General features: G+C 70.0%; 22 protein-coding genes. 6 read left to right on the top strand and 16 right to left on the bottom strand.

The features are described 5' to 3' along the window. Window positions 1–21: 21 nt before the first annotated feature. The 14 genes from HCT63_RS19670 to HCT63_RS19605 all read right to left on the bottom strand — a co-directional run bounded on the left by HCT63_RS19670 (window position 22) and on the right by HCT63_RS19605 (window position 12513). On the bottom strand, window positions 22–492 hold the full coding sequence (locus HCT63_RS19670; RefSeq protein ID WP_167008917.1) for a hypothetical protein: 471 nt from the start codon (window positions 490–492) through the stop codon (window positions 22–24). Between the two features lie 23 nt (window positions 493–515). Continuing rightward, on the bottom strand, window positions 516–1277 hold the full coding sequence (locus HCT63_RS19665; RefSeq protein WP_167008914.1) for a YebC/PmpR family DNA-binding transcriptional regulator: 762 nt from the start codon (window positions 1275–1277) through the stop codon (window positions 516–518). Between the two features lie 133 nt (window positions 1278–1410). Next, entirely contained in the window at window positions 1411–2013 is a 603-nt protein-coding gene (pdxT, locus tag HCT63_RS19660; RefSeq protein WP_167008911.1) for a pyridoxal 5'-phosphate synthase glutaminase subunit PdxT, read from the bottom strand. Next, window positions 2010–2594 carry a hypothetical protein gene (locus tag HCT63_RS19655; protein ID WP_243843135.1) on the bottom strand — a complete coding sequence of 195 codons (585 nt, stop codon included), beginning with the start codon at window positions 2592–2594 and terminating at the stop codon, window positions 2010–2012. The genes pdxT and HCT63_RS19655 overlap by 4 nt, the downstream gene beginning before the upstream one ends. 4 nt (window positions 2595–2598) lie before the next feature. After that, on the bottom strand, window positions 2599–3528 hold the full coding sequence (gene pdxS, locus HCT63_RS19650) for a pyridoxal 5'-phosphate synthase lyase subunit PdxS (RefSeq protein WP_167008908.1): 930 nt from the start codon (window positions 3526–3528) through the stop codon (window positions 2599–2601). Between the two features lie 34 nt (window positions 3529–3562). Next, the gene (locus HCT63_RS19645; RefSeq protein WP_167008905.1) at window positions 3563–4165 is read right to left on the bottom strand and encodes a hypothetical protein; all 603 of its coding nucleotides are present in this window, start codon (window positions 4163–4165) and stop codon (window positions 3563–3565) included. Continuing rightward, a complete protein-coding gene (locus HCT63_RS19640) occupies window positions 4162–5268 on the bottom strand; it encodes a glycosyltransferase family 4 protein (RefSeq protein ID WP_167008903.1) in 1107 nt (368 codons plus the stop codon). Before HCT63_RS19640 ends, HCT63_RS19645 begins: the two co-directional genes overlap by 4 nt. Beyond that, window positions 5265–6227 carry a phosphatidylinositol mannoside acyltransferase gene (locus HCT63_RS19635; protein WP_167008897.1) on the bottom strand — a complete coding sequence of 321 codons (963 nt, stop codon included), beginning with the start codon at window positions 6225–6227 and terminating at the stop codon, window positions 5265–5267. The genes HCT63_RS19640 and HCT63_RS19635 overlap by 4 nt, the downstream gene beginning before the upstream one ends. Further along, a complete protein-coding gene (pgsA, locus tag HCT63_RS19630) occupies window positions 6224–6832 on the bottom strand; it encodes a phosphatidylinositol phosphate synthase (protein ID WP_167008894.1) in 609 nt (202 codons plus the stop codon). The genes HCT63_RS19635 and pgsA overlap by 4 nt, the downstream gene beginning before the upstream one ends. Continuing rightward, a complete protein-coding gene (locus tag HCT63_RS19625; protein WP_167008891.1) occupies window positions 6832–7374 on the bottom strand; it encodes an HIT domain-containing protein in 543 nt (180 codons plus the stop codon). The genes pgsA and HCT63_RS19625 overlap by 1 nt, the downstream gene beginning before the upstream one ends. Then, on the bottom strand, window positions 7371–9368 hold the full coding sequence (thrS, locus tag HCT63_RS19620; protein WP_167008889.1) for a threonine--tRNA ligase: 1998 nt from the start codon (window positions 9366–9368) through the stop codon (window positions 7371–7373). Before thrS ends, HCT63_RS19625 begins: the two co-directional genes overlap by 4 nt. Before the next feature lie 39 nt (window positions 9369–9407). Continuing rightward, window positions 9408–9599 carry a hypothetical protein gene (locus tag HCT63_RS19615; RefSeq protein ID WP_167008887.1) on the bottom strand — a complete coding sequence of 64 codons (192 nt, stop codon included), beginning with the start codon at window positions 9597–9599 and terminating at the stop codon, window positions 9408–9410. An 80-nt stretch (window positions 9600–9679) separates the two neighbouring features. Then, complete coding sequence (locus HCT63_RS19610; protein ID WP_167008885.1) at window positions 9680–10831, bottom strand: NAD(P)-binding domain-containing protein; 1152 nt, start codon at window positions 10829–10831, stop codon at window positions 9680–9682. 110 nt (window positions 10832–10941) lie between these two features. Next, window positions 10942–12513, bottom strand: a complete 1572-nt coding sequence (locus HCT63_RS19605) for a LuxR family transcriptional regulator (RefSeq protein ID WP_167008883.1) — start codon at window positions 12511–12513, stop codon at window positions 10942–10944. A 120-nt stretch (window positions 12514–12633) separates the two neighbouring features. Here HCT63_RS19605 and HCT63_RS19600 point away from each other — a divergent pair, with 120 nt between their 5' ends. The 4 genes from HCT63_RS19600 to HCT63_RS19590 are packed head-to-tail and all read left to right on the top strand — an operon-like array spanning window position 12634 to window position 15071. After that, on the top strand, window positions 12634–13329 hold the full coding sequence (locus HCT63_RS19600; RefSeq protein WP_208322527.1) for an energy-coupling factor ABC transporter permease: 696 nt from the start codon (window positions 12634–12636) through the stop codon (window positions 13327–13329). Then, window positions 13326–13649, top strand: coding sequence for a PDGLE domain-containing protein (locus HCT63_RS20315; protein ID WP_208322526.1), 324 nt, complete (start codon window positions 13326–13328; stop codon window positions 13647–13649). The genes HCT63_RS19600 and HCT63_RS20315 overlap by 4 nt, the downstream gene beginning before the upstream one ends. A 13-nt stretch (window positions 13650–13662) precedes the next feature. Further along, the gene (cbiQ, locus tag HCT63_RS19595; RefSeq protein WP_167008880.1) at window positions 13663–14334 is read left to right on the top strand and encodes a cobalt ECF transporter T component CbiQ; all 672 of its coding nucleotides are present in this window, start codon (window positions 13663–13665) and stop codon (window positions 14332–14334) included. Beyond that, the gene (locus tag HCT63_RS19590; RefSeq protein ID WP_167008877.1) at window positions 14331–15071 is read left to right on the top strand and encodes an ABC transporter ATP-binding protein; all 741 of its coding nucleotides are present in this window, start codon (window positions 14331–14333) and stop codon (window positions 15069–15071) included. The genes cbiQ and HCT63_RS19590 overlap by 4 nt, the downstream gene beginning before the upstream one ends. A gap of 34 nt (window positions 15072–15105) precedes the next feature. Here HCT63_RS19590 and HCT63_RS19585 read toward each other — a convergent pair whose 3' ends face one another. Next, a complete protein-coding gene (locus HCT63_RS19585) occupies window positions 15106–16734 on the bottom strand; it encodes a helix-turn-helix transcriptional regulator (protein ID WP_167008874.1) in 1629 nt (542 codons plus the stop codon). A 207-nt stretch (window positions 16735–16941) separates the two neighbouring features. Here HCT63_RS19585 and HCT63_RS19580 point away from each other — a divergent pair, with 207 nt between their 5' ends. Both HCT63_RS19580 and HCT63_RS19575 read left to right on the top strand, forming a co-directional pair. Beyond that, window positions 16942–17808 carry a class I SAM-dependent methyltransferase gene (locus HCT63_RS19580; RefSeq protein ID WP_167008871.1) on the top strand — a complete coding sequence of 289 codons (867 nt, stop codon included), beginning with the start codon at window positions 16942–16944 and terminating at the stop codon, window positions 17806–17808. Between the two features lie 596 nt (window positions 17809–18404). Continuing rightward, a complete protein-coding gene (locus HCT63_RS19575) occupies window positions 18405–19589 on the top strand; it encodes a site-specific integrase (protein WP_208322525.1) in 1185 nt (394 codons plus the stop codon). Between the two features lie 763 nt (window positions 19590–20352). On the opposite strand, the gene HCT63_RS20770 is transcribed toward HCT63_RS19575, so the two are convergent. Beyond that, window positions 20353–20595, bottom strand: coding sequence for a hypothetical protein (locus tag HCT63_RS20770; RefSeq protein WP_167008867.1), 243 nt, complete (start codon window positions 20593–20595; stop codon window positions 20353–20355). Window positions 20596–20597 lie beyond the last annotated feature (2 nt).

Below are 20597 nucleotides of genomic sequence, written 5' to 3'. Positions count from 1 at the left end.
CGACCGTGCGGGCGGAAGAGATCAGGACGAAACGCCCGAGCTGCCCTGCCAGTCCGGGCCGAGCTGGTACGGGTCACCGGACGTGTCGACGAGCGTCGTCCGCGGGCGACGGCTGATGTCCTCGATGAGGGCCCGGATGCGCGCCCGTGAGGCTCGCCAGCCCTTGACGCGCTCCGTCCCGACGACGGTGCCGCCGCGGCAGACGACGATCGTCCACCCGAAGAACACCGCCCGGGCGAGCGCCACGACGGGCAGCAGCATGAGCAGGATCGCGAGCTCCAGGCCGAACACCATCATGCAGATCGCACCGAGCATCAGCACGGGCAGGAGGAAGACCAGCCACAGGGTCAGCAGGATCGGGTCGTCGGGGAGGTACGAGCCCCCTCCGCCGGTGGGAGGCAGATAGTCGAGCAGCTCTTTGGTGCGCATCCGCCACGGCATCCACCGCCGCCGCACGCGCCACTTCACGCCGTCGGCGTCACGGACCTTCATCGGGGGATCTCCGCCGGCCCCGGTCAGCCGACCTGCGCCATGACCTCGTCGGAGGCGTCGAAGTTGGCGAAGACGTTCTGGACGTCGTCGCAGTCCTCGAGCGCGTCGATGAGACGGAGCACCTTGCCAGCGGCGTCGGCGTCGACCTCGACCGTCATCGACGGCACGAACGACGACTCGGCGGAGTCATAGTCGATGCCTGCGTCCTGCAGCGCCGTACGGACGGCGACGACGTCACCGGCCTCGCTGATCACCTCGAACGAGCCGTCATGGTCGTTGACGTCCTCGGCGCCGGCGTCGAGCACGACCTCGACGACGTCGTCCTCGGTGAGGGTCTTGCCCTCCTGCTCGGCCGGGACGATGACGACGCCCTTGCGGGAGAACATGTAGGAGACCGAGCCTGGATCGGCCATGTTGCCGCCGTTGCGGGTCATCGCCGTACGGACCTCCATGGCCGCGCGGTTCTTGTTGTCGGTGAGGCACTCGATGAGCAGCGCGACACCACCGGGGGCGTAGCCCTCGTACATGATCGTCGTGTAGTCGACACCTGCGCCGTCGAGCCCGCCGCCGCGCTTGACCGCACGGTCGATGTTGTCGTTGGGGACCGAGGACTTCTTGGCCTTCTGGATGGCGTCGTAGAGCGTCGGGTTGCCCGTGGGGTCGGGTCCACCGGTGCGCGCGGCGACCTCGATGTTCTTGATCAACTTGGCGAACATCTTGCCGCGCTTGGCGTCGATGACCGCCTTCTTGTGCTTGGTGGTCGCCCACTTGGAGTGGCCTGACACGGGATCCACCTGCTCTCGCTCTACGACTGCGGGACGATCGCGTCTCGCGACCGCCCTCGATCCTATCGCCCGCGGGTGTGACGTCACTCGCGCCACCGGCGGGCGCGACCGCTCCCCCGCGCCTGGGGTCAGATCAGCGCGCCGCGTGCACCGTACGGACGAACATGCGGTGCAGGCGGTCGTCGTGCCCGACCTCGGGATGGAACGACGCGGCAAGCAGCACGCCTTGGCGGACTACTACGGGGTGCGCGCCGTCCTCGCCCCGGTCGACGCTCGCGAGCACCTCGACGCCGGGACCGCAGCTCTCGACCCACGGGGCACGGATGAACACCGCGTGCATCGGCGCGTCGAGCCCTTCGACGCGCAGGTCGGTCTCGAAGGAGTCGACCTGCCGCCCGAACGCGTTGCGCCGCACCGTGACGTCGAGCCCTCCGAACGTCTGCTGGCCCGCAGCGCCGCCCTCGATCCGGTCGGCAAGCATGATCATGCCGGCGCAGGTGCCGAGGACCGGCATCCCCGCGGCGATCCGCTCCCGGATCGGCTCGCGCAGGTCGAAGGCCCGCGACAGCTTGTCGATCGTGGTCGACTCGCCACCGGGGACGACGAGCGCGTCGACCGCTGCCAGCTCGCTCGTCCGTCGTACGGTCGACGGCTCGGCACCGCTGTCGGCCAGCATGCGCAGGTGCTCCCTGACGTCCCCCTGCAGCGCGAGGACGCCGACGCGCACGGCGCTCACGCGTCGCCGCCGCCCGCGCGCCGGTGCCAGAAGGCTCGGACCTCGATACGGCCCTCGTCGAAGTGCGCCGCCAGACCGTGCGCGTCGAGCGCGGCGAGCACCTCCTCGCAGAGCGGATCGCCGTCCGCGATGTTCGCGGAGTCTGGATGCCACGCGTTCAACTCGAGCATGCCGTGGTCGACGGCGTGCCAGACGTCCGACGGAGTGAACCAGACGACGCCTCGTACGGCGCTCCCCTGCCCGGACGGCCCGCGCAGAACGGCGGCTGCGGCCCAGTGGTCGTCGACGCCCTGGAGGACGACCAGGCCCGCGGACTCCAGGCTCGCGAGCGCAGCCTGGAGGGCGTCGTAGTCCGTACGGGGCGGCCAGGTCGCCTGCTCCTCGGCGAGCGCCTGCCGCGCGTCGTCGACCAGGCGCTGGGCCTCGCCTTCGGGGTCGTCGAGCCCGGCGTCCTCGCGAGCAGCGACGGCGACGTCCCGTACCCAGGCGTCCGGCGCGGTCAGACCCGCCCGTACGAGGACCCGCGCGTAGCTGCGCAGGGCCTCGGCGTCGGTCAGCTTCGGGGCCGAGAAGAAGGGCACGCGCTCACCAGCCACGCTCGGCGAGCCGGTGCGGCTCCGGGACGTCCTCGACGTTGATCCCGACCATCGCCTCTCCGAGCCCGCGGGAGACCTTCGCAATCACGTCGGGGTCGTCGAAGTAGGTCGTCGCCTTCACGATCGCCGTCGCCCGCTCGGCCGGGTTGCCGGACTTGAAGATGCCCGAGCCGACGAAGACACCCTCGGCGCCCAGCTGCATCATCATCGCCGCGTCGGCCGGGGTCGCGATGCCGCCGGCGGTGAACAGCACGACCGGGAGCTTGCCCGCGGCCGCGACCTCCTTGACCAGCTCGTACGGGGCCTGGAGCTCCTTGGCCGCCACGTACAGCTCGTCTGCGGGCAGGTTTTGCAGGCGCCGGATCTGGTCGCGCAGCGTCCGCATGTGCGTCGTGGCGTTGGAGACGTCGCCGGTGCCGGCCTCGCCCTTGGAGCGGATCATCGCCGCGCCCTCGGTGATGCGGCGGAGCGCCTCGCCGAGGTTGGTCGCGCCGCACACGAACGGCACGGTGAACGCCCACTTGTCGATGTGGTGGGCGTAGTCGGCCGGCGTCAGCACCTCGGACTCGTCGATGTAGTCCACCCCGAGCGACTGCAGCACCTGCGCCTCGACGAAGTGACCGATCCGCGCCTTGGCCATCACCGGGATCGACACCGCCTCGATGATCCCGTCGATCAGGTCCGGGTCGCTCATCCGCGCCACGCCGCCCTGCGCGCGGATGTCGGCCGGGACGCGCTCGAGCGCCATCACGGCGACCGCGCCGGCGTCCTCGGCGATCTTGGCCTGCTCCGCGTCGACGACGTCCATGATGACGCCGCCCTTCAGCATCTCGGCCATGCCACGCTTCACGCGGGCCGTGCCGGTGCCCTGGTCGACGCTCTGGGCGGTGTCGGCAGGAGTGGTCGCGTGCTCGGTCATCGGTGTCACCTCGGGTCGGACGGCGGAGTCGGCCTCATCGTACGTCCGCGGCGGAGGACTCCTGATCCGGTCCGGCGATCGGGCGCTCCTTGCCGACGAGGTGCGGGGGCGGGGTGTCGTCGAAGGCCATCCGGTACGGCCAGGGCGCATGCCCTGCCAGCCGGGCCCAGCGGACGATCCGCTTGCGGCGCATGCGCTCGGTGCGCGCGACCAGGTCGTCGTGGAAGCGGTGGGCGAGCTGGACGCGCTCGCAGGCGTCGCCGAGGTCGCCGAGCATCTCGCGTTGCGGCTCGTCGGCCGAGGCCCACAGGGCGTCGACGTCGTCGGCGTCACCGAAGACGGTCCGCATGACCTCGCTCAGCGCCGTCTCGCGCTCCTCCTGGTCGACCTGGCCGATCGCGGCGCGGGCGGCGTCGGCGGCCTCCACGGCGACGAGTGCGCTCGCGGGGTCGAGGACGCCGCTGGTCGCGACGTTGCGCAGGCAGGTCGAGCGGTCGAGAAGCTGCCGATCGAGCGAGGCCTGGGCGGTGGCGAGGCGGATGTGCAGCCGGTCGAGCCGACCCGCCGTCGACGACAGCGCGACCGTGATCGCGGCGACGACCGCCCCGATGACGAGAACCCACTCCAGGGTGCTCATGCTCCGCCTCCTCCCAGCACGGTCTCGTACACGCTGATCACCTGGGGAGCGACCACACTCCAGTCGTACCGCCGTACGGCCTCGCGTGCCACCCCCGCGCGCTCCTCGCGTCCGGGGTCGTCGAGAGCGTCGACCAGCGTCTTGGCGAGCGAGACCGGGTCCTCGTTGGCGAACAGCGCGCCCAGGCGCCCGTCCTCGAGCACGTCGGCGAACGCCCTGATGTCGCTGGCGACCACCGGGGCTCCGGCGGCCATCGCCTCGATGAGCACGATCCCGAAGCTCTCTCCCCCGGTGTTCGGGGCGACGTAGACATCCGCCTCCGACAGCAGCCGCGCACGCTCCTCGTCGGAGACGCGCCCGACGACCTCGACGTGCTCACGCAGGCGCTCGGGCACCATCGCAGTGCCGACGCGCGGATCGCCGGCCCCTGCAACGATGAGCCGCAGGCCCGGGAACCTCTCGATCACCGCCGGGAGCGCGTCCAGCAGGACCGGGAGTCCCTTGCGGGTCTCCTCGAACCGACCGAGGAACAGCAAGGAGAAGGTCGAGCTCTCTCCAGCACGGCGCTCTGTCCCGCTGAAGTCGTCGACGAACAGGCCGTTGGGGATGATGACGGAGTCGCCGCCCTGGTAGTGCGCGACCACACGCTGCGCCTCGCGCGAGACGGTGATGCGCGCGCTCAGCTTCTCCATCGCCGGACGCAGCAGCGGCTCAGTCGCCGCCAGGGCCCGCGAGCGGCCGATCGACGTGTGGATCGTGGCGATCGAGACGCCGCTGGCCAGGCTCAACGCGATCAGCGACACGCTCGGCGTCGCCGGGTCGTGCACGTGGAGGACGTCGAAGTTGCCGTCGCGCAGCCAGCGCCGGGTCCGCGCCATCGCGATCGGTCCGAAGGACACCCGCGCGACCGCGCCGTTGTAGCGGACGGGCAGCGCACGCCCGGCCGGCGTCACGTACGAGGGAAGGTCGTCGTCGTCCGCGGCCGGGGCGAGCACGGAGACGTCGACCCCCAGCTCGCTCATCGAGCGCGTCAGGTCCAGGACGTGGTTCTGGACGCCGCCTGGCACGTCGAACGAGTACGGGCAGACCATCCCGATCCTCATCGTGCTCCCCCCTTGCCCGGCCGCCCTCCGTCGTCGCGCCGGTCCACCTCGAAGACGCGCTGCAGCATGTGCCAGTCGGCGGGACTGCGCCGGATGTCGGTGGTGAAGACGTCGGCGACGTCCTGCGTCATCGCCACCAGGCCGTCCTCGCCCGACCGCGTCTCGATCGGCTCGTGCACGGTCATGCGCAGCCGGCCCGCGTCGTCGTCGTAGCGCGAGGTCGCCACGAACAGCGTCGCACCCGTCTGCTGCGCGAGGAGGGCGGGGCCCACCGGCATCCGCGCCTTCTCGCCGAGCAGGTCGACGGGGATCCCGCTGCGCGACATGTCGCGGTCGGCGAGCAGGCATACGAACCCGCCCGCCCGCAGGTGCTCAGCGAGCTGCGGCATCGTTGGCGGGCCACCGGTCAGCGGGAGCACGGTCATGCCGATGCGCTCACGGAACGCCACGAACTCGTCGTACAGGCGCTCGGGCTTGAGCCGCTCCATCACCGTCATCAGCGGGACCTCGTGGGTGCACGCCCACGCCCCCATGAGGTCCCAGTTGCCCATGTGCGGCAGCGCCGCGATCATCCCGCGCCCCGCGTCGCGCAACGCGTACACACGCTCGGCATGGTCGACCACGATCGCGTCGTCGACGGCCGCGACGTCGCCGGTGAAGCGCGGCAGGCGGAACACCTCGCCCCAATAGCGCAGGTAAGACCGCATGGCGTCGCGCGTCACCGCGTCGAGCGTGGCCGCATCGGCGTCCGGCACCGCGCGCGCAAGGTTCGAGCGGAGGCGCTCGATGCCGCTGCCGCCACGGCCGTACAGCTGGTCGGCAGTCACCCGCAGCGCTCGGTCGACCACGGGCTGCGGGACGTGCACGGCGAGGTTCCACCCAGCCCGGTACGCCGCCGCCTCGACGTGGGTGCGGGTCCTCGCGACCGCCGTCCTTGCGGCCTGGGTGGGTCGGATCATGCCTGCGCCAGCGCCTGTCTGCGAACCATGAGGATCCGTTGCACGACGGTGATGGTGCTCGCCACCGCGAGAGTCCACAGCACGATCGTCCTCAGCACGGGAAGGTCGAACAGACCCGAGAGACCGGTCATCGCGAGCACCGCGACCAGTCGGTCGGACCGCTCGGCGATCCCGCCCTTGGCCTCCATGCCGAGCGCCTCGGCGCGCGCTCGCGCGTACGAGGTGAGCTGGCCTCCGACGAGGCACCACAGCGCGACGCTCGTCATCAGGAGGTCGTTGCCGTCACCGGCGTACCAGAGGACCAGGCCGCCGAAGATCGCCGCATCGCCGATCCGGTCGAGCGTCGAGTCGAGGAACGCGCCCCATGCGCTCGAGCGACCCGACTTGCGGGCCATCAGGCCGTCGACCATGTCGGAGAAGACGAAGGCGGTCACGACGAGGACACCGACGAAGAACTCGCCTCGCGGGAAGAACCACAGCGCACCGGCCGTGACGCCCAGCGTGCCGACGAACGTCACGACGTCGGGGCTGATGCCCAGCTTGAGGAACAGGTCGGCGATCGGGCTCATGATCTTGGCCCAGGTCGCCCGGAAGCGTTCGAGCATCAGGCGTCCCACGCCTTCACGAGCAGGTCACGGGTCTCGGCGAGCAGCTGCGGCAGCACCTTGGTGTGTCCCGTGACGGTGATGTAGTTGGAGTCGCCCATCCATCGCGGCACGACGTGCTGGTGGAGGTGTTGCGACAACGACCCGCCGGCGACCGCGCCGAGGTTGAGACCGACGTTGAACGCCGCCGGCCCGCTCACCCGCTTGAGGACCCGCACGGCCTGCTGGGTCATCGCGGTCAGCTCGTGCGCCTCGTCGTCGGAGAGCTCCTCGAGCTCGCCCACGTGCCGGTTGGTGACGACCATGAGGTGGCCCGGGTTGTACGGGTGCAGGTTGAGCACCGCGTACACGTGCGCTCCCCGCGCGACGATCAGCGTCTCGTCGTCGGCGCGCTCCTGCATCCGGCAGAACGGGCAGCCCTCCTCGCGCGGACCCTCATCGGTGATGTACGCCATCCGGTGAGGGGTCCACAGACGGTCGAACCCCTCGAATCCCGCATCGGGACGGCCCCACGGATCACCCGCCCCGACCTCCGAGGTCATACCTGAACCCGGTCGGTGACCGCCTGGACGATCCGTGCGACCGCGTCGTCCACGTCCACGCCGTTGTCCTGGTCGCCGCTGCGGTAGCGGAAGGAGACGGCACCGGCCTCGACGTCGTCGTCGCCCGCGATCAGCATGAACGGGACCTTCTGGGTCTGGGCGGTACGGATCTTCTTCTGCATCCGCTCGTCAGACTCGTCGACCTCCACCCGGATCCCGTGCGCCTTCAGGCGCGCAGCGACCTCGTACAGGTAGTCGACGTGGCGCTCCGCGATCGGGATCGCGACGACCTGGACGGGTGCCAGCCACGGAGGGAAGGCGCCCGCGTAGTGCTCGACGAGCACGCCGAGGAACCGCTCGATCGACCCGAACTTCGCCGAGTGGATCATCACCGGCTGCTTGCGGGAGCCGTCCGCCGCGGTGTACTCCAGGCCGAAGCGCTTCGGCTGGTTGAAGTCGTACTGGATCGTCGACATCTGCCACGTCCGGCCGATGGCGTCGCGGGTCTGGACGGAGATCTTGGGGCCGTAGAAGGCGGCACCACCCGGGTCGGGCACCAGCTCGAGACCGCTGGCGACCGCGACGTCGTGGAGGACCTTGGTCGCGACCTCCCACTCCTCGTCGGAGCCGATGAACTTCTCGAGGTTCTGGTCGTCGCGCGTCGACAGCTCGATGTAGTAGTCGTCGAGCCCGAAGTCGCGCAGCAGTCCGAGGATGAAGTCGAGCAGGTGGCGGACCTCGTCGGCGGCCCCCTCCTCGGTGACGTACGAGTGGGAGTCGTCCTGACTGATCATGCGCACACGGGTCAGGCCCTGCAGGACGCCCGACTTCTCGTCGCGGTAGACCGTGCCGAACTCGAAGAGGCGCAGGGGCAGCTCACGGTACGAGCGGCCTCGCGAGGAGTAGATGAGGTTGTGCATCGGGCAGTTCATCGCCTTGAGGCGGTAGTTCTGACCGTCGACGTCCATCGGGGGGAACATGCCCTCGCCGTAGTACGGCAGGTGGCCCGACGTGAAGTAGAGGTCCTCCTTGGCGATGTGCGGGGTGCCGACGTAGGAGAAACCCTCCTCGATGTGGCGCCGGCGGACGTAGTCCTCCATCTCGCGCTTGATCACGCCACCCTTGGGGTGGAAGACCGGCAGCCCCGGGCCGATGAGGTCGGGGAACGAGTAGAGGTCGAGCTCGTTGCCGAGCCTGCGGTGGTCGCGGCGCTGCGCCTCCTCGATGCGGTGGAGGTGCTCGGCAAGCGCCTCCTTGCTCTCCCAGGCGGTGCCGTAGATGCGCTGGAGCTGCTTGTTCTTCTCGCTGCCACGCCAGTACGCGGCGGCGCTGCGCATCAGCGTGAATGCCGGGATGCGCTTGGTCGTCGGCAGGTGCGGGCCGCGACAGAGGTCGGTCCAGGCGACCTCGCCCTTGCGGTTGAGGTTGTCGTACATCGTGAGCCCGCCGGAGCCGACCTCGACGCTCGCGCCCTCGGCCGCACCCTCCAGGTCGCCGTCGCCGGCGGTGCTCTTGAGGCCGATCAGCTCGAGCTTGTACGGCTCGTCCGCGAGCTCGACGCGCGCCTCGTCGTCGTCGATCGGGCGACGGGAGAAGCGCTGGTTCTCCTTGACGATCTTGCGCATCCGGGACTCGATCTTGTCGAGGTCCTCAGGAGTGAACGGCTTCTCGACGTCGAAGTCGTAGTAGAAGCCGTCCTCGACTGGCGGGCCGATGCCGAGCTTGGCCTCGGGGAAGAGGTCCTGGACCGCCTGGGCCATCACGTGCGCGGTCGAGTGGCGCAGGATGTCGCGTCCGTCCTTGCTGAAGATCGCGACGGGCTCGATCGTGTCGTCGGGCTCGAGGTCGTACGCGAGGTCCTTGAGGGCCCCGTCGACCTTGACGGCGATGACGTCGGGATCCTCGGCGAAGAGCTCCCACGCCTTCGTACCCGTCGCCACGGTGCGGTCCTGTCGACGCGCGGGACCGACGACGGTGACGTTGAGCTCGGACACGGTGCTCCTTCGGGAGGTTCAAGACAGGTTGGCTCGATGCTATCCGCCCCGGCCGTCACGCCGCGCACCCGATTCGGCGCCAGCCAGCCAGCCAGCCAGAAGGAGGTTGATGTAGACGCGACCGAGGGGCGCGAGGAGGTCGACGTCGTCACGGAAGCCGAGGCCGACACCGATGCCGAGGAGCAGGGCGACCAAGGCCCAGGAGTCACGACGAGCGCGGTCAGGTTCCACGTATCCACGGTGTCTCCCTCGATCGGCGATCGGCGCCGTGAACGGCGTCGCAAGCGCCGCGACAGAGATGGCGTCGAGCGTCACGCCCCCGTCACCGGAGCAACCGGCTCGGGTGCGACGTCCCGCGAATCGCGGCGCGCGGGCTGCGCGGCACGCATCCTGCGGAGGAGATGGCGGGCGTCGCGGTCGACGCCCTGGATCATCGTCGATGAGACCGCGTACTGGAGCTCGAGCCCGAGGAAGGACAGGCCGGGCATCGACGAGACGCCGCGGTCGTGGAGGGCCTCGCCGTCGTCGCCGAAGGCACCGGGCACGTCCAGGAACCGGTGGTCCGGACGCGACCCGGTGCACCAGACGACCGTCGACACGTCGGGCACCTCGTCGTCGCACGAGACCGCCCGGCCACCCACGACCGACTCGATCCTGTCGATCTGGACGACCCCAGCGTCCTCGAGATCGGCCAGCTTGTTGCGGACGAGCATCACGCCGTGGCCCTCGGCCTTCGCCATGAAGCGTCGCCCCATCGGCGTGCGCCGCGTGAGCACGCGCCGAAACACGAACATCACGATCGGCGTCATCACGCGGCCGGCGACGCCGTCGATGTCGAAGGGGACCTGACCGGGGTGCCGTCCGGCGAGCCAGGTCCGATGCCCGGCGTCCGCGGCCTCGAGCGCGACGTCAGTCCCGGAGTTGCCGGCACCGACCACCAGGACGCCGCCGGGCGCGAGCTGGACCGGTCCGCGGTAGTCGAGCGAGTGGATCTGCCGGACGGCGGGATCGAGGTCCGCCGCGAGCGCGGGGACGATCGGAACCGCGTGCGCGCCGGTGGTGACGACGACCTTGTCGGCGAGGTAAGCCCCCGCGTCCGTCTCCACCCGGAACCCCTCCCCCTCGCGGGTCACCCGGCGGACCGGCTCGCCGGTCCTGACCGGGATCTCGAAACGGCGCGCGTACGCCTCCAGATAGTCGGCCATCTCGTCGCGCGTCGGGAACCCCCGCGCGGGGATCCGCCAGCCCGGCAGGCTCGCATACCGCGGCAGGCTGAAGAGCCGCAGCGAGTCGTACCGGCGGCGCCACGAGTCGCCGACCCGAGGCGCCGCCTCCAGGACCACGAAGTCCTCGTCGGCGCACTGGAGGCGGTATCCCATCACCAGTCCGGCCTGACCGGCGCCGATAACGACCGTGCCAACCTGCTGTTCACTGCCCCGCGTCTCGGTTCCCTGCGTGCTCATGGCTCCCCCTCGTCGTCGGGTTCGACGCTAGGAGCGCAGGGAGCGGCGCCGCTTCCGTCGGACGCACCAATCCGACGCCGGGCACATGGGTAGTTCTGCCCACGAGGTGCTCAGACGAGGCGGTGCTCGAAGGCGTACGCGGTCGCGGCGGCACGGTTCGGGAGTGCGAGCTTGCCGAAGATGTTGCTCAGGTGCCGCGCGACGGTCTTCTCCGAGAGGACGAGCTCGGCCGCGATGGCACGGTTCGTCGCACCGGTCGCGACCAACCGGAGCACCTCCCGCTCACGCGGGGAGAGGGGGCCGGACGCCGCGGCGTCGCCTGCGACGCCGAAGGGGGTCCCCACGGCTCCCAGCCGGTCGAGCGCCGCGCGTGCGGCGTCGGCCTCCATCACGGCGGCGTCGGTGTCCCCCAGACCGCCGCAGGCCCGCGCGACGAGGCTGCGTGCCCGTGCCGCCTCGTACGGCGCATCGACGTCGCGCCAGAGCGTCCACGCCCGTCGCAGTCTCGGCAACGCTGCTCGCGCGTCCCCACGAGCGAGGAGGACGGCGCCGCTCGCGTGCTCGACGAGCGCCCGCAGGAACGGCGGAGCGTCGGGTCCACCCATCGATGCGAGCGAGGCGGCGGCGTCCTCGGCCGCTCCGACGTCAGCCATAGCGAGGCAGATCTCGACCCGTGCCGCGAGCTGCAGCGGACGTGCACGGGGATCGTCAGATTCTTCCCCGAGCACGCGATCGAGTCCGGCCAGCGCCACATCGGGCCTCCCCTGGGCCAGCCGCAGGAGCGCGAGCCCGGGCTGCACCTCGAGGCCGAGCTCGGACGCCCGCTGGTAAGCCGACTCCGCGTCGGCCAGGCGTCCGCGCAGTCGCGCGAGCTCGCCCACGCGGTAGTGGGCCGCGGCCACGGCCGGCTCCGGCCGTACGTCGAGGAGCACGCACGCCTCGTCGGCTCGCTCGGCGGCCTCGCTCCAGTTGCCCCGCAGCTGAAGGATCTCCGCACGGTGGACGAGACAGGTCCCGCGGTAGGCGACGGCACCGCGGTGATCGTCGACCCACGCGGTCAGGGCACGCGTCCACTCCTGCGCACGCGCGAGGTCGAAGTGGCCCATGCACATGTCGATGACCGCGCAGTACAGCAGGCCGGCGACCTGAGGCTGGACCCGGCCCGCGGAGACGTAGGTCATCGCCTCGTCCATCACGGCCGTGCACTCCGCGTCGCGGCCGAGCAGGTGCAGGCACCGCCCACGTCCGAGCAGCGCGAGCACCAGGACGTCGGTCTCGCGGTCACGCGCCGCGATCTCGACCGAGCGCTCGAAGTCCGGGAGCGCGCCGGCGGGGTCTCCGCTCCACATGCGTGCCACCGCGGCCTGCTGCGCCAGCATGCCCTGCACCCGCGGGTCGTTGTCGTCCGCGAGCCGCCGCAATCGCGCCGTCCATCCCTGCGCCTGCGCGATGTCGCCGCGCATCATCAGGTGCCACCCGATCCAGAACCCGCACACGACGGCGTCCGCACGGCGTCCGCCCGCGACGTAGTCGTGCAGGGCACGCTCGCGCAACGGCACGACCTCGTCGTCGCGGCCGAGCATGAAGGCAGCGACCGCGAGGCGCTCGAGGTCCTCGGCCGGCAGATCGTGCTCGCGGTCGGCGTCGCGCAACGTCTCGTACTCTGCAGGCCAGTCCGGCACGTGCTCAGCGTACGACCGCGCATGGCACCGTGGTGCTCCGTTGACGAATGCCACGGCACCTGCACGAGGGCCGTTTCGTGTCGGATGGCCCGGCCGGACCCCTCGCCGTACAGTCGACAGATGCACGTACCCGACGGCTTTCTGGACGCGCCGACCTCGGTTGCCACGGGTGTCGTCGCCGTCGTCGGCGTCGGCCTCGCCCTCCGGGGCGCGCGCCGTGAGCTGGACGAACGGACTGCCCCGATGGCGGGACTGGTGTCGGCATTCGTGTTCGCGACACAGATGATCAACTTCCCGGTCGGCGCCGGTACGAGCGGGCACCTCCTCGGCGGTGTTCTCGCGGCCGTCCTGGTCGGGCCCTGGACCGCGGTGCTGTGCATCAGCACGGTTCTGCTGGTCCAGTGCCTCCTCTTCGCCGACGGGGGCATCACGGCCCTCGGCACCAACATCACGCTGATGGCGCTCGTCGGCGTGGGGGTCGGATGGCTCGTCTTCCTGCTGCTCCGGGCCGTGCTGCCGAACCGGCTGACCTTGGTCGCCCCGGCTGCGGCGCTCGCCGCGCTGGTCTCGGTCCCAGTCGCCGCTCTCGCGTTCACCGGCCTCTACGCCATCGGCGGCGAGGCGCCGATCCCGCTGGGATCCCTCGCCACCGCGATGGTCAGCTGGCACAGCCTGATCGGGGTGGGCGAGGCATTCATCACGGGGCTCGTCGTCAGCACCGTGCTCGCGGTGCGCCCCGACCTCGTGTACGGCGCACGCCCTGCCATGGAGACGCGGACCCTCGAGCTGCGCCATCCGAGCGGGTCGGCGGCATGAGGTCACACCGGAAGTCGGTCTCGACCCGTGCCGTCGTCCTCGTCGGTCTGCTGATCGCACTCGTACTCGCCGGTTTCGTCAGCTACTACGCCTCGAGCCGCCCGGACGGGCTCGAGTACGTCGCCACCGACAAGGGGTTCGACACAGCGAAGGAGCACAAGTCCTCGGCCGGCAGCCCGATGGAGGACTACTCGACCAAGGGCGTCGACGACCCCCGACTCTCCGGCGCGGTCGCCGGCGTCACCGGTACCGTCCTGGTCCTGGTGATCGCCGGGGGTGTCGCCCTGGTCGCGCGACGCCGCGGCCATCACTCCGCCTGAGACCCGCCTCGAGATGGCCGCAGCGCACGGACACAGGTTGTACTTCTCAGGAGACTCCCCGGTCCACCGCGTCCCCGCACACCTCAAGGTCCTTGCGCTGCTGGGGTTCATGATCGTCGTCGTCGCCACTCCGGGGTCGGCGTACCCCGTCTTCGGGGTCTACGCCACCCTCCTGCTCGCGCTGATCGTCGTGGCGCGCGTGCCGTTCGGCTTCCTGCTCCCAAGGATGCTCGTGGAGGTCCCGATCGTCCTGTTCGCAGTCCTCATGCCGTTCATCGCGACCGGACCGAAGACGACGTTCCTCGGCCTGACAGTGAGTGAGCACGGGCTCGAGGCGGCCGCGTCGTTGCTGATGAAGGCGACGATCGGCGTCGTGGCGAGCCTGACGCTCGCGGCGACCACCGAACCGCACCACCTCCTTGCCGGCCTGGGTCGGCTGCGACTGCCTCACGAGATGGTCCAGATCATGTCCTTCATGATTCGTTACCTCGACGTCGTCACCGACGAGATGCGCCGCATGCGCATCGCGCGCGAGTCACGGGGGTTTCGCGCCTCTTCGTTCCGCCAGTGGGGGGTGCTCGGTCGTACCGCCTCGGCGCTCTTCATCCGTTCGTACGAGCGCGGCGAACGGGTCCACCTCGCGATGCTGTCGCGTGGTCACGACCCGCACGGTGGTGGGTCGTGAGCGTCCCGGTCATCGACGTCCGGGGGCTGGCCTACGCCTACCCCGACGGCAGCCAGGTCCTGTACGGCGTGGACTTGCACATCCATGCCGGTGAGCGGGTCGCCCTCCTGGGGCCAAACGGCGCGGGCAAGACCACGCTCGTTCTGCACCTCAACGGAATCCTGCTCCCCGGCGCCGGCACGGTCGCGGTCTCGGGCCTGGCCGTCGAGAAGCGGAACTTCCGGGAGATCCGGCGGCGCGTCGGCATCGTCTTCCAGGATCCCGACGACCAGCTGTTCTCCGCCACCGTCCGCGACGACGTCGCCTTCGGCCCGGCCAACCACGGACTACGGGGCGAGGACCTCGAACGTCGGGTCCAGCACGCGTTGGAGCAGGTCGGCATGGCCGCATACGCCGACCACCCGCCGCACCATCTCTCGTTCGGGCAGCGGCGACGGGTGGCCGTCGCCACGGTCCTGGCGATGGAGCCGGAGATCCTGGTGCTGGACGAACCGTCCTCGAACCTCGACCCGATGGCGCGTCGCGAGCTCGCCGACATCGTGCGGTCGCTGTCGGTCACCGTTCTGATGGTGACGCACGACCTCCCGTACGCCCTGGAGCTGTGCCCACGGTCCGTCGTGCTCACCGACGGGATCGTGGTCGCCGACAGCGACACTCGGAAGCTGCTCGCCGACGAGGACTTCATGCGCGCCCATCGACTCGAGCTGCCGTTCGGGTTCGACCCGCGGACGGTGTGACGGGCGGTCCGATTGCGACAGACGGTGTCAGCGCCTACACGAGTCGGTGCTCGAAGGCGTACGCCGCCGCGGCCGTGCGGGACTCGACCTGCAACTTGACGAAGATGTTCGAGAGGTGACGAGCCACCGTCTTCTCGCTCAGCACCAGCGCCCTCGCGATCTGGGTGTTGGTCCGGCCAGACGCGACCAATCGCAGGACTTCGACCTCGCGTTCCGTCAGACCAGCCGGACGGTCAGCCGGGCGCAGCAGTCGGTCGGCCTCCGCGGTGGACGGCGCCGCCCCCAGCTCGCGGAACGTGGCGCGCGCGGTCTCTAGCTCCTGGCGAGCAGACTGTGCATCCCCGAGCTCGCCCAGGGCGCGACCAGTCACGAGTCGCACTCGCGCGACTTCGTAGGGGTTCTGCGCACGGGTCCAGAGCTGGCGCGCCTTGCGCAGGAGGGGCAATGCCCCAGCGGCGTGTCCCGAGGCGAGCTCCGTCAGGCCCGAGGCGAACGCCGCGTACGCATGCAGCGCCTCGGTGCCCACGTGCGCGGCCACGCGGTGCAGCCGGGCGACGACGGCACGGGCCTCCTCCAGGGCGCCAGCGGCGACCAGGACGTCGACCGCCGGTGGCAGCAGCCGGCAATCGGCGACCAGCTCCGACTCCTCGGCGACGAGCCGCCGTACGGCGACCAGCGCGGCGTCGTCCGCCCCCTGCGCGAGCCACAGCAGCGCCAGCCCTGGCTGCGGGTCGTGACCGTGCTCACTCGACCGCTGGTAGGCCGCCTCGGCCTCGTCGTACTCCCCACACTGGCGTAGGACGTCCCCCCGCTCGGACTCCGCGAGACCTATCGCGGCCGGCGAGTCGGCCAGGCGGTAGCGGTCGATCGCGCTCCCGAACTCGTCCAGCGCCTCGGGCCAGGCGCCATGCACGCGCATCAGCTGTCCTCGGTGCACCGAGCACTGGCCGGTGAAAGCCACGAGGCCGGGCTGCGCGCTGCACCAACGGTGCAGGCCCGACGTCCACTCGGCCACGCGGCCGAAGTCGGCAATTTCCTGGCACCCCTCGATGGCGGCACAGTAGACGTGGCCGAAGACCACCGGCGTCAGCTCATGAGCCGCAGCACCGACCATCGCCTCGTCAAGGAGCGCCAACCCGTCGCCGACACGACCCGAGTAGATCGCAAGCCTTCCCTGGCTGCTCAGGCCGAGTGCGAGCAGGTCGGCGTCCCGGCACCGCCTCCCCACGACGGTGACCTCTTGCGCGGACTCAGCCGCGGCGGGAACGTCCCCCGCTCCCAGGTGGCGGTACATGTGCAGGAGAGCGACATATCCATGCTCGACCGCGTCGTCGTCCACGCCCTGGAGCAGCCGCTCGGCGCGGGTGGTCCAGCCACTCTCCAGCGCATGCTCACCGCCACTGCCGAAGATCATCGCGAGGTGGAAGCAGCAGCGCATCGCACCAGACGTCTCCCCCGCCTGCTCGTACAGCGCGAAGCTGCGCTGGTGGAAGTCGACACAGGCGTCGCGGCGCCCCAGCAGGTACGCCGCCAGCCCTGCCGCGTGCAGGTCATCCGCGCTCATCTCGTCGGGCGCGGAGTCGGACCAGATGTCGAGGGCGGCAGTCCACTCCCCCTGCTCGAAGTCCCTTCGCGCCCGCACCAGATCCTCGACCACGCCCACGCGGGACACCTCCCTGTCCGACGGCACTCCCGGCGACCTTCGAGCCAGGCGAACGGCGGCAACGCATCGGCCGTCCTACCCATTGTCGGTCCACTGTGCTGGTTGGTTCGTCCGATGCACACCCGCGCCTCCGCCGCCTAGCGTCGATCACGACCGACACCCGGGCTGAGATTGCGAAAGCCCACGACGCCGAAGGGGGTCACTGAGATGACCGTCCACGACACCTCCGCCGAGCACGCGGAGTTCGCGCCTGCCGAGGCGTGGGACGCGATCGCCGCCGCGTACGCCGAGCACGTCGCGCCGGGCGAACAGTCGCTCTCGGCCGCTGCACTTCGCCTAGTCGGGCTGACTCCTGACGAAGCGTTCCTCGACGTCGCCGCGGGCCCGGGCGGCCTGGGACTGACCGCCGCCCGCCTGGGAGCCACCGTCCTGGCGACCGATTGGGCACCCGCGATGGTCGCCCAGTTCGAGGAACGAGCCCGCACCGAGGGACTCACCAACGCCACCGCACGGGTGATGGACGCCCACGCCCTCGATCTCGAGGACGATCGCTTCGACGTGACCGGGTCCCAGTTCGGGGTCATGCTCGTCCCGGACCAGGCGGAGGCCCTGTGCGAGATGGTGCGGGTGACCAAGCCCGGCGGGCATGTCCTGGTCATCGCTTACGGCTCGCCCGCGGAATTCGAGGCTCTGCAGGGCTTCATCTCCGCCCTGCAGACCGTAGCCCCCGACTTCGAAGGGCTGCCCGATCCACCCCCGTTGGAGTTCCAGCTCTCCGACCCCGACGTCCTGCGTGAGCGCCTTGTTGCCGCGGGCCTCCAGAATGTGCAGGTCGACACCACCCAGCAGGAACGACTCATGTTGTCCACGGGCCAGGAAGCCTGGGACTGGATGCTCTCCAGCAACCCGATCGCCGGGATCATCCTGGACGACGTCGGCGTCAGCGAGCATGATCGCGCCAGGATGCGTTCCACCTTGGACGAGACGATCCGCAACCGGGCGGGTGAAGCCGGTGTTGCCGTTCTCACGGCCCCCCTTAACATCGGATGGGGCCGCAAGGTCGACGACCGATGACCGGTTCCGTCCTCGTCGTCGGCGTCACTCGAGGGGTTCGGCCCGCTTGAGCCTGAGCTCCTCGATGTCGAGCCCGTCCATGCGACGCCTAACCTCACACCGCGGGGAACCCGACCGGCTGGGGATACCTGGTCATGTCCGTGAGCGTCAGCCCGTCGGCGAGCAGGCGCGAACCGCGCTTTTGCCACGACCGTCCGCTGGTTGCCGTGCCGTCTCGTGACGGACATTCCACGCAACGTCCGACGCGCCGCGCGAGGTAGCCCCGACGGTCCACGCTCCCATGTGCGGAACTGCCGCAACACGCCACGTGCCCACGAGGGCAGACGAAAGGCCCCAGACCCTGCGATTTCGCAGGTCAGGGGCCCTGTAGCGGTGGGCGATACTGGGTTCGAACCAGTGCGACCCGCCTTGCTTCGTTCGTCGAAACTTCGCATACTAATAATCTGACCTGTGCCTTTAGCCCTCAAACGGAGCGGCCCAAAGGTGCTCATTCAAGACCACGAGTGGCCATCCCAAGACCACGCATAGACCACGACACGGGGAGGGTCGGTATGCCTCGCGCACCTGAGAAGCGCCAGTTCGGCCAGATCGAGCGGTTGCCGAGCGGACGATTTCGCGCGCGCTATACCGACCCCACCGGACGCGTCACCGACGACGGTTCCCAGCTGCGCCACAACGCCCCGCACACCTTCACCACCCGAGGCGACGCTGAAGCGTGGCTTGTGGACGAACGCCGTGCAATCTCGCAAGGGACCTGGTCTCCCCCGTCGGTGCGTGGCGCCGCGAGAAGCGCTTCGCGCCTGACGTTCGGCGAGTATGCCGCGCGATGGCTAGCAGCCCGCAAGGTGAAAGGTCAGCCACTGGCCGACCGCACGCGGGATCACTACCAGGATCTGCTCGATCGGATCATCCTTCCGACCTTCGGCGACATCGCTCTCAAGGACATCTCTCCCGAGCTTGTGGCACGGTGGTACGACGCGGCGGCGCCGGAGACACCGACCTACCAGGCGCACGCCTACTCGCTTCTCCGCGCGATCATGCGCACGGCAGCAGACCCGACCAAGAACAACGGCACGCCGCTGATCCCCTTCAACCCGTGCGGCATCTCCGGCGGCGGGTCCGCTAGCCGCAAACGCTTGGTCCGGCCCGCCAGCCTGGACGAGATCACCACGATCCTCGTCAACATGCCGGAACGCCATCGGTTGATGGTCCTGCTCGCCGACGGCTGCGCCCTCCGCTTCGGCGAGCTGGCCGAGCTGCGTCGGCACGATGTCGACACGAAGAACGCCATCATCCACGTTCGCCGCGGCGTCGTGCGTTCCACGTCAGCCGGCGTCATCGCGAAGGCACCAGAAAGCGAAGCCGGAATCCGCGACGTCCCGATCCCACCCGACATCGTCGACGCCGTCATCGAGCACAAGAAGCGCCACGCCGAGCCAGGCGTGCTCGGCCTCATCTTTCCCGGCGCCAACGGCGGCCACCTCTCCCCCAGCGCCTTTTACGGCAAGGCGGCGAAGAAGCGCCGCGGGAAGATCCCGACAAAGGGTTGGGGCTGGTACGAGGCCCGCCGCATCGCCGGCCGCGACGACCTCCGCTTCCACGACCTCCGCCACGGTGCACTCACCGAAGCCGCCCGACATGGCGCAACCCTCGCCGAACTCATGGCCCTCGGCGGCCACTCGACGAGCCACGCGGCGATGCGCTACCAACAGGCCGCCTCCGACCGCCTGGCCGACCTCGCCCGCAAGCGCGCCGAAGCCCGCGGATGGACCGGCAGCTGATGTCGTCACTTATGCCAGGCACGACCGACGACCTCGGACACCTCTCAGAAGCCCATGTATACCGGTTGGCTCCGCAACGGACTCGGCCAAACCTCGGACCCTGACCAACAGTCCTGGATGGAAACGTCGTCGTCGCCTGTAAGTAAGGCGAGTACGAGACGCGCACGCCGATCACGGAGGACATCGCCCACGCGGCCCCGCCACCCTGCACGCTAGTCAGTAGCCCTTTCGCCGGCGAAGCACTCGCCGCGTCGGAGGCTGCGATTCACGACGCGCATGAGCGCACTCGTCCTCTCCTCTCCAGTTTCCACGCGCTGAATGCACATCGCGCGATCGGCAGCGAGTCATCCGTGACCTGGTGGGAGCGCGTCCCGCGAGTCGGATGCTCGTACGAGAAGCCCGACAGTTCCGCAGCGGGTGTCGATTCCTCAGCGCCTGCGGCGCTGTCGTCCGCCGGATCCGACCCTAGGACTTGAACCCGCGACCCCTGCGAGAAATCAGGCCCTTTGCGAGAGGTGCTGAGAAGGTCCGGCGGGCACGGAACTCGATTGACGTTGCATGGAACGACTGTCCCGTGCAGCAGTCCCAGGCGAGGTCCGACGATCACAAAGGAACGCGGACACGGCCCTGCAGCAGCGCAACCGGAGGTCTCCGGGCGCTGGGGCAACGGGCCAGCCTGACCTGGTCGTCGCGGAAGGCCGGAGGCGGTAAGACTGCAGCGACGCGGGTATCACCTGCTCACCGAGGCCCGCCGCAGCCGCCTTCACGAGGCCGTAAGAACCCGGCCAACTACCTTGTCGGGGCAACCAAGCAGGTCTAGGGCATGGGCACGCACCATTCGCTCTAGCACCGCGACGACCTGCTGCAGCTCGTAGGCGTCGTACCCCTTCGTGCCGTGGGCAAGATCGTTGCGGATGATCCGGAGCGCATCGGCGGCATTCCTGGCGTTGACTGGCGCCGCCTTGGTCGCAGTAACCAGCGGCGTTGCCTCCAACTGCCCCTTCACGT

The organism is Mumia sp. ZJ430 (assembly GCF_011751845.1).
Lineage (GTDB): Bacteria > Actinomycetota > Actinomycetes > Propionibacteriales > Nocardioidaceae > Mumia.
This window is presented reverse-complemented; position numbering and strand designations above follow the sequence as displayed.

Bases quoted from the DNA above. Each gene is read 5' to 3' on its own strand.
- HCT63_RS19670 (WP_167008917.1), bottom strand. From the start codon at position 492: ATGAAGGTCCGTGACGCCGACGGCGTGAAGTGGCGCGTGCGGCGGCGG.
- pdxS (WP_167008908.1), bottom strand. From the start codon at position 3,528: ATGACCGAGCACGCGACCACTCCTGCCGACACCGCCCAGAGCGTCGAC.
- HCT63_RS19645 (WP_167008905.1), bottom strand. From the start codon at position 4,165: ATGAGCACCCTGGAGTGGGTTCTCGTCATCGGGGCGGTCGTCGCCGCG.
- HCT63_RS19640 (WP_167008903.1), bottom strand. From the start codon at position 5,268: ATGAGGATCGGGATGGTCTGCCCGTACTCGTTCGACGTGCCAGGCGGC.
- HCT63_RS19635 (WP_167008897.1), bottom strand. From the start codon at position 6,227: ATGATCCGACCCACCCAGGCCGCAAGGACGGCGGTCGCGAGGACCCGC.
- pgsA (WP_167008894.1), bottom strand. From the start codon at position 6,832: ATGCTCGAACGCTTCCGGGCGACCTGGGCCAAGATCATGAGCCCGATC.
- HCT63_RS19625 (WP_167008891.1), bottom strand. From the start codon at position 7,374: ATGACCTCGGAGGTCGGGGCGGGTGATCCGTGGGGCCGTCCCGATGCG.
- HCT63_RS19610 (WP_167008885.1), bottom strand. From the start codon at position 10,831: ATGAGCACGCAGGGAACCGAGACGCGGGGCAGTGAACAGCAGGTTGGC.
- HCT63_RS19600 (WP_208322527.1), top strand. From the start codon at position 12,634: ATGCACGTACCCGACGGCTTTCTGGACGCGCCGACCTCGGTTGCCACG.
- HCT63_RS20315 (WP_208322526.1), top strand. From the start codon at position 13,326: ATGAGGTCACACCGGAAGTCGGTCTCGACCCGTGCCGTCGTCCTCGTC.
- cbiQ (WP_167008880.1), top strand. From the start codon at position 13,663: ATGGCCGCAGCGCACGGACACAGGTTGTACTTCTCAGGAGACTCCCCG.
- HCT63_RS19580 (WP_167008871.1), top strand. From the start codon at position 16,942: ATGACCGTCCACGACACCTCCGCCGAGCACGCGGAGTTCGCGCCTGCC.